The 12,482-nt window shown below is 40.9% G+C and carries 10 protein-coding genes; 2 read left to right on the top strand and 8 right to left on the bottom strand.

Features of this window, described 5'->3' with window-relative positions; genetic code table 11:
• Positions 1 to 100 precede the first annotated feature (100 nt).
• Positions 101 to 931, bottom strand: coding sequence for an MBL fold metallo-hydrolase (locus B5X77_RS02505; protein WP_079504788.1), 831 nt, complete (start codon positions 929 to 931; stop codon positions 101 to 103).
• 745 nt (positions 932 to 1,676) lie between these two features.
• On the opposite strand from B5X77_RS02505, the gene B5X77_RS02495 reads away from it, so the two are divergent.
• Complete coding sequence (locus B5X77_RS02495) at positions 1,677 to 1,880, top strand: hypothetical protein (RefSeq protein WP_079504784.1); 204 nt, start codon at positions 1,677 to 1,679, stop codon at positions 1,878 to 1,880.
• A gap of 578 nt (positions 1,881 to 2,458) precedes the next feature.
• Here the strand turns inward: B5X77_RS02495 and B5X77_RS02485 are convergent.
• The 6 genes from B5X77_RS02485 to B5X77_RS02460 all read right to left on the bottom strand — a co-directional run bounded on the left by B5X77_RS02485 (position 2,459) and on the right by B5X77_RS02460 (position 9,197).
• Positions 2,459 to 3,784, bottom strand: coding sequence for a 6-phospho-alpha-glucosidase (locus B5X77_RS02485; RefSeq protein WP_079504780.1), 1,326 nt, complete (start codon positions 3,782 to 3,784; stop codon positions 2,459 to 2,461).
• A 39-nt stretch (positions 3,785 to 3,823) separates the two neighbouring features.
• Entirely contained in the window at positions 3,824 to 5,422 is a 1,599-nt protein-coding gene (locus B5X77_RS02480) for a PTS transporter subunit EIIC (protein WP_079504778.1), read from the bottom strand.
• Positions 5,423 to 5,551: 129 nt separating this feature from the next.
• Positions 5,552 to 6,313, bottom strand: a complete 762-nt coding sequence (locus tag B5X77_RS02475; RefSeq protein ID WP_079504776.1) for a MurR/RpiR family transcriptional regulator — start codon at positions 6,311 to 6,313, stop codon at positions 5,552 to 5,554.
• Positions 6,314 to 6,724: 411 nt separating this feature from the next.
• Entirely contained in the window at positions 6,725 to 7,477 is a 753-nt protein-coding gene (locus B5X77_RS02470) for a hypothetical protein (RefSeq protein ID WP_079504774.1), read from the bottom strand.
• A gap of 134 nt (positions 7,478 to 7,611) precedes the next feature.
• The gene (locus B5X77_RS02465; protein WP_079504772.1) at positions 7,612 to 7,968 is read right to left on the bottom strand and encodes a hypothetical protein; all 357 of its coding nucleotides are present in this window, start codon (positions 7,966 to 7,968) and stop codon (positions 7,612 to 7,614) included.
• 104 nt (positions 7,969 to 8,072) lie between these two features.
• The gene (locus tag B5X77_RS02460; protein ID WP_079504770.1) at positions 8,073 to 9,197 is read right to left on the bottom strand and encodes a hypothetical protein; all 1,125 of its coding nucleotides are present in this window, start codon (positions 9,195 to 9,197) and stop codon (positions 8,073 to 8,075) included.
• Positions 9,198 to 9,650: 453 nt separating this feature from the next.
• Here B5X77_RS02460 and B5X77_RS02455 point away from each other — a divergent pair, with 453 nt between their 5' ends.
• Entirely contained in the window at positions 9,651 to 11,096 is a 1,446-nt protein-coding gene (locus tag B5X77_RS02455) for a DEAD/DEAH box helicase (protein ID WP_079504768.1), read from the top strand.
• A gap of 113 nt (positions 11,097 to 11,209) precedes the next feature.
• On the opposite strand, the gene B5X77_RS02450 is transcribed toward B5X77_RS02455, so the two are convergent.
• Positions 11,210 to 12,193: a DUF4003 family protein gene (locus B5X77_RS02450; RefSeq protein ID WP_176167210.1), complete on the bottom strand. Its 984-nt coding sequence runs from the start codon at positions 12,191 to 12,193 to the stop codon at positions 11,210 to 11,212.
• Between the last annotated feature and the right edge of the window lie 289 nt (positions 12,194 to 12,482).

Here is a 12,482-nt window from a genome sequence, read left to right as displayed (position 1 = left end):
TGAGCGTAGGTGATGGAAGCATAAGGTCCGTCCCCTTGCTCCCATTTAAAAGTTAAACGCCTGATTTCATCAACCAGGCGTTATCTTCATAATGATTATTTTAATTACTGATATTAACGAACTTCCCCTCCAAAGCCTCAATATATCTCTTAGCGGATTTTTGTACAGACTGATTGGCATCTTCCTTAATGACACGATGAAATGCATTATATAATCTGTCAAAATTTAGAACGCTGACTTTAGCTGCCATCTCCTGAACCTTGTTAGCTGGCAATGGAATCAGGTTGGGATAACTATACATGAAACTTACCCATTTTCGGTCAGCCACTATTTGAATAATATCACCAGTAAGCAGTACCCCTTGCTTGTTCACATCATTTTCCCAATGTAAAACACTTCCTCCATTAAAATGACCACCTAATCGATACAAGGTTACACCCGCATCAAGCTCAAGGGAATCACCAGACCAGAATATGATCCTGTCACTCGGCCTAGAGACCCACTGACGATCCGCTTCGTGGATATAAATGCTTGCTCCGAATCGTTCAGCCCATTCAACCTGTGTCGAATAATAATGCGGATGGGATAATGCGATTGCATCGATTCCTCCAAGGGAATGTAGTTCCTTTTCAGTTTTTTCGTCCAGGTAGGTGATGCAGTCCCATAACAAGTTGAACCCTTCATTCCGGACCAAATAGGCTGTCTGCCCAATCGCAAACGAAGGAGTAGTCGTAATGCTGTACAGTCCCTCCTCTTCTTGGACAATGGTATTTTTATATTTCCCTGAATCTACAAGCTGTTGGAGCGTTGTCCATGACTGTCCATCCGGATGGATATACTGTCTTTCGTCAGCGCAAATCAAGCAGGTTTCAGGAGCATGGGCAGAATGGGGATATTGGACACCGCACGTATTACATATATAATGGTTCATTTTGAACACCATCCTATGAGTTTTCTTATCTTTATTATAAGAAAACCATTAAGCAATCTCTTCGGAAGAACGGTGTAAGCTATCTACAACTTTTGGATGAGACTTTTATGTTTCTTTATCGAATTTGTAAGAATTAAATTAATCAATAGAAAAAAGCAGATTTTTTCCAAATCTGCTTGCCTTCCCCCTTTTTGTATATCCAAGTGAGTCATGCCGCTCAAGGAATGAAGCAAAAGGACAATAAAGGACTTGGGACGGTATTTGGGCCTAAGGACCTCATTTTCTTGGTTATTAACCAGATAAAAAAACAACTGCATGTCTGGCTCTTACCAAATTTAAAAGAGGCATTAGCTAACTTACCATTATTAAGCTAGCGTTTATAAGTTTCTACAGGCTCTTATTTCAACGGGCTATTTACTTAACAAAAGCATAAGGTATCTCCCTATGCTTCCTACAGGCTTTCTTAAAGTAAATCTAATTTACAATTTTAAAGAAGATGAATTTGGTGATACTCATGTTTATCTTTAAATGGTAGTATGACACAATCGACTTTTAAGCGATTAAAAATTTGCATATAGTTATCCATCTAAATTTGCCGCAGTTATTTTCTAACAATTTAATTTGTGAGACCTTCGGAAGTTCACTTGTCGAGAAAATTAAATTTATTCCATCGATAATAGTTGCTATAATAAGAAATGGATAGGTTGCCCAGCCCTCATTCTACCGAGAAAGGGGGATGGGTTTCATGACAAAGAAAAAGCCTATGTCACGTAAGCAAGCTTTGGCATACAAAACCCAGCAAGAAGGAAAGGCTGTATTGGTTACAGCCTGGATGCCAGCCATTCTGTTGGTCGCAGGTGCAGGCATTTTATTCCTTTTCTTGCACACTGGTGTCGATTTGAGCCAGTTAGCACCACTAGCTGAAATCATTTCAGCACTAGCACTATAAAAGTAACAAACTTAAACATATTATAAGGAACTATGCCCTAATTATACTAGCCATAAAGCTGCAAAGTACGTTCTGTCGGTCAACAGGGCTTGAAATGCAGTATGCCGCCTATGCCTAACACCACTCACAAAGGGCCGGGAGTGTGAGCAGGGTATAAGTTCCTTCCCTGATATGTGCATGAAAAAAAGCCCTCTGGTCAGGAGGACTTTTTTTTGCCATAGCATGCCCGCTTATGGCAATGGATTCGGTCGGTCAAACCTGATCCAATTTCATGAACATGATGTTCAATTTTGCATGGAGGTTCCGCTCCATACGAAAAGCGTAACTAATGATTCGCGCGGCTCCGACACCACTCGGTTCCACAACAAATACTTTACCTATGTCAACTATAAGTATAACACTCTTGTTGACATTGTAAACACAAAAAGGATTGACAAACTCGCACATTTTTTCGACACATGAAAAAACAGAAAAATGGTCCTTAAAATGGAGCCTCCCTCAAATTGCCCTTTTTGCTACAAATAATAAAACTAGGCGAAAAACGCATGCGTTTTTCGCCTCTTTCAATTTATCTAATCTTAATTCAATTCCGGCCAGTACCCTTTATTGGCTTCGATTAAATCGTCTAAAATCTCTTTTGCTACTTTTGCGCTTGGGACTGTTTTGGAAAGTGTCAGTGCCTGCCACAATTTTTGATAGCTGCCTTCGATATAGGCTTCGACGACTAATTTTTCGACCGTTACCTGCTGGTACATCAGGGCTCTTTGGAATTCAGGAATCTTTCCCTGGCTCAATGGTTCTGGGCCATTGCTTCCGACGATACATGGCACTTCTACCATGGCATCGTCATCAAAGTTGGCGATGGCTCCGTTGTTTTCAACGATCAGCAGCATTCTTTCATGCGTGTTGAAAGCAATCGCGCGTGCTAGGTCGACGACGAAGGTTGCATGGGCACCCATCTCGAATTCACAGCCATCTGCTGTTCCTCTTTCCACGATGGTCCTTGCTGTTGAGAATACCGTCTTTTCTCTGCCGGCGATCACTTCATTAGCCCTGGTGAATTCTGGATTTGAATGTTCGACCACATAATCAGGATACAGGTAATATTTTAAATAGGTGTTCGGCAGGAATCTTGGATCAACTGCCAATAAGTCTTTTGCTTTTTTATGCGTATCCTGCCAGCTTGCATCAGTATGCTGGGTGTCCACTTCTTTTTGAGTGAGATAACCATTCTCCGCCACATAATCGCGGATCTGCGGCAGATATTCGTTGCCTTCCTTGTCTTTGATGCTTGTCCACCAGCCGAAGTGATTCAATCCAAAGTAGCGCACTTCCAGATCACTTGGCTCTTTGCCGATGATATACGAGATCCTGCGCAGTGTTCCAACAGGCATATCACAAATGTTCAGCACCTTTGAATCAGGGCGAAGCACCCGGCATGCTTCCGCTACGATGGCTGCAGGATTGGAGTAGTTCAGCATCCAGCAGTCCGGTGAATATTTTTCCATCAGGTCAATCATCTCGACCATATCCCCGATGCTTCTCATTCCATACGCAATTCCGCCTGGTCCGCATGTTTCCTGGCCGACCACACAGTGTTTTAACGGGATTTTTTCATCTTTCTCGCGCATTTCGTATTTTCCGGTACGGATATGGGCGAAACAGAATTCGACATCTGTGAACGCTTCTTCTGGATCGGTTGTAAAACTGAATTCTATATCCGGCGCTTTTTCCTTCATGACAATGTCCAGCGCCTCTCCCAGGACAGCCTGCCTCTCGCCGTCATTGTCGTATAATTTTAACTTCCTGAGCGGGAAACGATCCAGATTGTCCAATAGCATCATGACAATTCCCGGTGTATAGGTACTACCTCCACCTGCTATAACAACTGAGAATTTTTTCATCTTATCCATTCCCTTCTTCTAATCTGTCATTCTAAGATGTTAGTTCGTTTGTACTCCTAAATAGCTTTCGACAGCTTTGCGAATGTTGGTTACCTGCAGGCCATAAACAACCTGGACGTTTTCGTCTTTAATCACGACCCCACTCGCCCCTGTTTGTTGTTTCAGTACATCTGCGTCTACTTTCTCCGGCTGCTCTACTGTCAACCGAAGTCTTGTATAGCAGTTCGTAACTGTTTTAATATTTTCCGCTCCGCCTAAAGCATCGACTATGACTGGAGCCAGCCCAAAATCACCCTGCAGTTCGGACGTTGCCGCAACTTCCTTGCTTTTCTTTTCCTTGTAATCTTCCTTCGAATACAGTTTTGTTTCTCCGCCTTCATCTTCTCGTCCGATGGTCTTGAAGTTGAACTTCTGGATCAAGAAGCGGAATGCCGCATAATAAGCCGCAAAGGACATCAACCCGATTAAGATGTAAGTTGGCCAATGCGTTTTTTCAATTCCAAGCGGCACGTTGAACAGCAGGAAGTCGATCATTCCATTCGGTCCGATTGCTCGGACATCAAACAAATGGAACAATACCATCCCCAATCCGCTTAATACGGCGTGAACAACAAACAGCAATGGTGCGACAAACAGGAACGAAAATTCGATTGGCTCCGTGACACCAGCAATGAACGATGTAACTGCAGCAGGAATTAAAATCGCTTTTGCCTTGCCTTTGTTCTCTGGCTTTGCCATATGATACATGGCCAAACATGCACCAATTAAACCGAACATTTTCGAAATACCACGTGCATCCCAAACGACACTTGAGGAAAGCTCTTTTACATTTGGATCGATGATTTCCGCATAGTAAATATTCCTTGCCCCTTCGTATACTTGGCCGCCAACTTCAGCGACACCGCCCAGGGATGAATACAGGAATGGTGTATAGATCAAGTGGTGCAGCCCAGTTGGGATCAACAGGCGCTCCAATGCCCCATACAGGAAGATACCGAAGCTGCCGCTATGCTGGATCAGCGACCCAAGGCCAGAAATGCCTGATTGGAAAAACGGCCAGATGAATGTAAGGGCAACGGACAGCAGGATAAGAACTGGAATTAACACGATAAAAACAAAGCGTGATCCGCCATAGATTTGAAATGCACCTTTGAACTCTGTATCAATAAATCGATTGTGGACGATAGCGGTTACAATACCGAGAATGAGACCCAGGAACACACCCATATCGAGAACCTGCACACCAAGGACCATGGTTTGTCCGGTTCCCTGCAATGATTCTCCTTCATGAAGAATTCCGCTGATCTGCATGAAACGATTCATGGCATTAACAAACACTAGATAGCCTAATAAAGAGGTAAAACCGGCGATAGCTTTTTCTTTATTCGCCAGCCCTATGGCAATACCTACAGCAAAAATGAGTCCTAAATTGGTTAGAATCGATACCAATGATCCAGTCAGGATCGTACCAAATCCAGTCGTGATCGGATTATCCAAAAACGGGAGGACTTCCATTAGTTTTGGATTGGTAAATAAATTACCGAAAGCAATTAAAATACCTTCAATTGGCAAAATAAGTATAGGAATAAACATTGCTTTTGAAAATCGCTGCATAGCTTCCATGATTCTCGTCTTCATTTCGCCTTCCCCTTCCTGTGTATAGATTCATTTTTTTAATAGGTTTAGAATACAATGTAAACGCTTTACCGTCGATTGGTTTCACCATATAAAAAACGTGTTTCACAGATTGAAACACGTTTCATTGGTTCAGTTCTTATTTGATATCGTATCAAGATACATCTTTACAATAAACTCAAACATCAGCAGCAGACTGGGAAAGAAGCTGTTTGGCAGCATATTGCGGTCATCCAGTTTATTATGGTCGGTGATTTTAAAGTTCAAGTTTGAAAGCGCAGCAATCCGATTCTCCGTTTCTTTCGTGAACGATACGGTAAAAATATTATGCTCTTTGGCTGCCTGCAGTTTGTCCAGGATCAGCTGTGTTTCCCCTGATTTTGAAATCACGACAAGAGCCCCGATATCCTCCAAATTATTTTCGAATACGCCAATTGAATCACTGCCACTCGCCACAATCGTTTTTCTTCCCAGTACTAATAGCTTTTTATACAAATACTCAGCCGCAATGGAAGAAAACCCCGTAGCATAAATAAAGATATAGCGCTGACGAAGATTCAATACATTATTAATAAACGTTTGGATATCCTCCAGCGAATTATGATTTAAAAAATCCTTCTCACTGATTTCCAGATAATCTTCCATCATGCCGCTCTGCGGTAAATCCGCCTTCTTCACAAGAGGCAAAAGCTGATAATACATATCCACAAAACCCGCATAGCCCAGCTTCTTTGACAGCCGGATCACCGTCGCAGGAGAAGTGAAATTCTCCTTCGCAATCCTGCGGACACCCATCTGCAAAACCTGATCAATGTTCACCACGATATACTGAACCAATTGAACTTCCAGTTCCGACAGATTCTTCCCTTGAATGATTTTGCTGATATCGATCATACTCTCACCACACTCACTTTGCCGAGTTGTCTAGTGCAAATGAACAATAATTCTATTAACTACAGGACAGTTCCATGTAAACCATGGACATTCTTCATCCGGATAGTTTTAGCTTATTGTACCTTAACCTAAACCATAATGGGAAGGAAGGCAGGTAGCGAGGTCATGGCGGTGTATCTTGGGCTTTCGCTCGTGCATTTTCTATCGCTTAAAAAAAAATGAGAGAAGCTTATACATTAAGAATGGACCTATTGTATAAAAGACTGAAAATAGAATAGCCAAAGAATAGCCATCAGCAGTTTTTGCTGTAAAGAATACTCATCACTGCCAAAGGTTGATGATAATGTAATGACTATCCCAAAATATTAAAGAGTAGAAAGAAATATTTTATAAAAATTAAAGACTTGGACATTATCTTACCTTTCTCCCCTTATTCACTCTTGGTGATGGTTTCTTCTTTGTACTTGGAATGTTCGTATCAATAAAAGAAGGGAACTTCCACTTTCCATAAGCAAGGAAGTAAAATTCCGGATAGGCATAGCTTAGACCGAGTACCATCGGCATGACAATTGCCAATAACCAGCCGTTCCCGATACCTCCGAAGAAAAACAATATCAGCACTGCTAGAAGGAGAACGTACATCAGTACAGGGAGCCATGGCCATAACTTAAAATGTCCGGAATAAAGGATGCCCTTTCCCTGAAGAGTCCCTTCGCCTTTTTCTATGTTAATTTTTGCTCTCTTGATGGAGAAGAGAAGAAAGGCAATTGTGAAAGTCATGTATGCGAAGCCAAGTGTTATTAAATAAGGATGTTCTCCCTTTACACTGAGAAAATACAGACCAAACCCTTCCGAAATCAACTTTACATAAAAAATGTTAACCAGTACCACTAGCCAATTCTGATAGCGGTACGCCCTTTCAGTTGATAGGAAAAAGGCAGCAGAGATCCCTTGCAGAACCCATAAAATGGATAGGATTGTTAAAAAAACTGTAATCCAGGCGACTTGAAAACCATTCGTCTTATCTGCTGCAAAGGGGATTAACGTAAACCACAAACTTAGGATAAACGAAACAGCCAGAAAGGCACGGAGACCATCCGGACTCAAACGGTTGAATCCCACGTCTTTCACCTTTTGCAGTTGTTGTTCAGTAAATTTATTCACATTTCTATTCTCCTAACAACATGTACTTTTACTCAATTTAGAATAACAGTGAAAAAAGGGCTTTAGGCGTAAACAAGAATCATGATGTTATGTCAAAAAATGAAGGGAGCATGAGAACCTTCCCATGCCCCACTTCAACGTCTTTTCTTCTTTCTTCTCCTATCCGGTTTACCGTAATTTTTATTGATGACTTCCAGATCAATTAGTTTTGGATAGAAGTGGTACATTGTGTAAATAAAGAATCCTGCCAGCGGCAAAGCGATAATCCAGCTCATCACTGAATCAGCGGAAAAGACTGCTGCGCCCAGTGCTAATGCAAACACTCCAACACCAGCGACTACAACTTGTTTTGCGTACATGAACAATAATATAATCAAGCTGACCAGGCGGGTCCCCATTTCATTGATATGATTCCATTCTTTAAAAAAATGAATGAAAAGCAGGATTAAATTCCAAATGATCAGAATGCCCATTCCTGCTACAAAAATCAAATCATGTATTCCAGTAATCTTTTATTCCCTCCCCATTAATTGTATTCTTTTTATATTTTCTACGTATGCAAATGAAATATAGTTTCAAAAGTTTCTTACCTAAGTCACTGCTCCTCTTTCGCCACCTGCTCTTCAAGAGCTGCTTCCAAAGCCCGTATATCACTGATCTTTTGTATGTCCTCCAAAGAAATGAAATCAACATATTTCCCATCCATAACCTTCAGTCTCACGTTATTGATTGGTAAGTTGACTGATTTGACAATGGATAGCATCTGCATGATTTGTTCCTGCTTATTTTCTTCAGCCATGTCTGACAAATTACCCTTTGTTTGCAAGTTGAGATCATAGGACTGGCAAGCGTCTATGTTTATTGATTCATAGGAAACATAGTCATCACTTCCATCTAAACAGAATAAGTAGGGCTCCACGAAGCCATAATAAAAGCCTTCATCGGGTTCAAATCCAAGCTTATTCAGTTCTGGCATTCTCTCAGCAACTTTTTGTTCTTCTTTTTTGAAAAAATGATAACTGATCAGTTTCTCCCGGTTAAGGCTGTCAGAAAATATCGCTTCTTTAACCCTTTCGACAGTATTCATTTTCTCGATATCAGTTTTATAGATACTGACTTCATTCATAATCTTATAATCTTTGCTATCATTTTCATTTAGAAAAAAGCGGTTGAAAGCATTAACGTCATAAACATAGAGTTCATACAGATCATACTCCAGACCTGCGAGTGTCTGCTTCACCTCCTGGATCAGAGGGTAGCTTTGCTGCAGCAAGGCATAATCCTGTTCATCCACGCCAATCCCTCCAGGCTTAAACAAGAAAAGATACGCACTTCCTTTAAACCCATCCTCGTCATCCGTTGTATACAATTGCAGGAAGGATTTTTCGAAACCCAACTTTTTAAATTTTTCATGAAGGTCGGATTCCATATACTCTTGATTGAATTCATAGAATTCAAGGCTCTCTTTATAATTATCTCCTGTGATTCTATTGAAAAAGAGCCCATCAACAAACACGGAAAACCTAAACTCTGGAATGTCTTTATGCTTAACCCTGAAGCTGCTTCTCCCTCCATTGCCTGTATCAATCTTTGGCCTTGAGACAATATCGACTTCTGCATTGTGTTTATATTGAACATAATCCTTAAGCTCCCCGTCGCTAACCGAACAGCCCGTTATAACAAGAAACATCAGGATAATCGTAAAAAACTTCTTTTTCATGTGTATCTCCTTAAAATATATATAGAAGAATTATAAACAACCAATCCTGTTTTTTTAAAAATTTTCCACTAAGGGTATTCTAGTATACAATATATTCGTCAAAGCCAGCTCAGATCATATTAGGAGGAACATATCAAAAAACAACGAGGAAAAAAGACATTAGAAATCGGGAAGAATAAACAAACTACAACCTGCTCTCTGGACATTAATCATCACAGTGGCACTAATCCTACTCTTATCTCCTATTTTAAATATTGGTTTATTTGCCAATAGGGATGCCGGTAAGGGACCTTAAACCTCATCTTCATGAGGGAAGTTTAACAATAAAACATAAAAGTGCGAAAATCATTACGCTTTTCAAGTATAATGAACCTTATTCAGATAAGGAATATAATCTTTCACAGAGAAGATTCTATACATATGACGAAAAAAAACAAAAAACGAGGTTAACAAATGAGTAAAAGAAGTTTTGCAGATTATCATGTAAGCGAAGAAATACAAAGAGCACTAGCTGTGTTGAAATATGAAACTCCAACAGAAGTACAAAGTAAAGTGATTCCTTTAGCAATGGAAAACCAGGATTTGGTCGTAAAGTCTCAAACCGGAAGCGGAAAGACTGCATCCTTTGGTATTCCTGTTTCGGATTTGATTGAATGGGAGGAAAAAAAACCACAGGTGTTAATTCTTACCCCAACCAGGGAGCTTGCGGTTCAAGTCCGCGAAGATATTACGAATATCGGAAGGTTTAAACGCATTAAAGCCGTTGCCGTCTATGGAAAAGAGCCTTTTTCAAAACAAAAGGAAGAATTGAAACAAAAAACTCATGTAGTCGTCGGAACGCCCGGACGGGTTATGGACCATATTGAACGAGAAACCCTGGTTTTGGATGAAATCAAGTATCTGATCATTGATGAAGCTGATGAGATGCTCAATAGAGGTTTCATCGATGAAGTGGAAGCGATCATTAAACAGGTGCCTTCAACCCGGGTGACAATGGTGTTTTCTGCTACCATGCCTAAAGATATAGAAAGTCTTTGTCATAAATATATGACTGAGCCTATTTATATTGAGATTGAATCAACCGGTATAACGGCCGATACCATTGAACATTCTTTAATTGAAGTGAAAGAAGAAGAAAAGCTCTCACTACTTAAAGATGTCACGATTACAGAAAACCCAGACAGCTGCCTCATTTTCTGCCGGACCAAAGAACATGTGGATACTGTTTACAGCGAACTTGATCAAAGCGGATATTCTTGTGAAAAGCTACATGGCGGACTGGAACAAGAAGACCGTTTTGCTGTTATGGAGGGTTTCAAAATGGGAAACTTCCGCTACCTCGTGGCCACCGATGTAGCTGCCAGAGGCATTGATATTGATAACGTCAATCTTGTCATCAACTATGACGTTCCAATGGAAAAAGAGAGCTATGTGCACCGGGCTGGCAGAACCGGCCGTGCCGGAAATAAAGGCAAGGCAATTACATTTTCAACACCTTATGAAGGAAAATTCATTAAAGCCATTGAAAAATACATCGGCTTTGAGATCCCTATTATTGAAGCTCCCAGCCAACCGGAAGTGGCTGGTGCAAAAGCTGATTTCGAAGAAAAACTTAATGGCAGGCGAATTGTAAGAAACAATAAAACCGCCCGAATCAATCAGGATATTATGAAACTCCATTTCAGCGGCGGTAAAAAGAAGAAAATCCGTGCTGTTGATTTTGTTGGAACAATTGCGAAAATCCCGGGAGTCACAGCAGATGACATCGGCATCATTACCATCAAGGATCATATGTCATATGTTGACATTCTGAATGGGAAAGGCTCGCTAGTCTTACAAGCCATGGAGAATGCGACCATCAAAGGAAAGAAATTAAAAGTCAGCAAAGCCATTAAATAAAAAGCTTATATTAAAAATCCCCCTTATTTAAAGATGAGGGGGATGCTTGTTTCCATTATTCCAATTCTGATAAATTCCATATATTTTCGGTTCACCGTAGCGTCCCCATCCCCTTATTCTCCTCCATTTGAAGAAGCTACGACAGCTGCACCTGATATAGCTGAGATCGATGCTGCTTGCTGAGCCTTGATCAATATTTCGATTGTTGTAGAAAGATTAGTCTGAAGCAGGGATGAATGATCGATTTTGTCACTGATGACAAAATTGACGGCCATCATAAAATTGATGTCTTTCTTCCATTTAAACAGCTTCTCTGCGTTCAATTGCTCCCATACTTCTTTTATTTCCGTAAGATGGTCGCTGCCTTTTTCCATGAAGGTAAGCAGAGCTATCTGAGGATAGAACATGGTCTTTGGCTTGATTCCTTCTTTTTTCATTCTGTCATAGATTTCAGTGGATAGAGCAACGAGGTCATCTGCAGTGCTATTTTCATGCAGCGATAGGATATGGCTCATGCTTTGCAGATCATTTCCCTTTCGGAATCCGTTTTGCGAAAGCTTGCTGTACAGGTCTTCGATCTGAAAAATCATTTCATCACTCTGAAGCTCATTTTGAGCAAGCATGACTGCAAGCGGATAATCGCTGTGGCCTGTCAAAAACAAATGCTCCTCCCTCATTTTCTTGTAAATGCTCCTTGCCCTTTCAGAAAGGGATTTGAGGTCATCTGGATTTTCTGTGGCCAGCAGCATGGCGGAAATGTAGGTGAAAGTATTTTTGCTGAATCCTGCTGAGACCAACGCCTGGTATGCAGCGATAAAGGCCGGAAACTTTTCTTTCGGATTTTCAAACTTAGTGTCAAGCAAAGCGGCAAAGGTAAAGCGAGATTCAGAGCGCAAAGGCGAGAACAACCCAGACTCACTTTTTATATAATCCGCAAGGTCGGTAAATCTATCGATATCAAAGGTGCGGTTGCTGGAGATATACAAAGAAGCGACCATCATCAAAACCGATTGATCGGTAACCTGCCAGCGGTATTTTTCTCTCAACTGGGAATAATTTTGGATGTAACTATCAATACTCCTGTTTGCCTTTTCCATATAAACCTCCATTGATATGTCATTACCTTTTAATACGAATCAAACCGGAAAAAGTTTTGTATTTTTATGGAAATTTTTTCAGATTTTCAAAACACGGAAACACAAGGTCAGTTTTCGCGTATCTGTGGAAATCAAAGTGCTGCTTTTGTGCAGTCGTGGTTTCGAGGTACTGCCCATTTACCCGGGCTTCCTCCCTTCCATATGCAAAGACCCTTCCATACTCCCAAAAACCGCAAATTTGGAAAAGAAATCACCTCCCTCTCACCCTATAATCTGATCAGGGGGAGAT

The organism is Mesobacillus jeotgali (assembly GCF_900166585.1).
GTDB lineage: Bacteria > Bacillota > Bacilli > Bacillales > Cytobacillaceae > Mesobacillus > Mesobacillus jeotgali_A.
The sequence above is the reverse complement of the archived record's forward strand: the minus strand, read 5'-3'. Positions and strand labels throughout refer to the sequence as shown.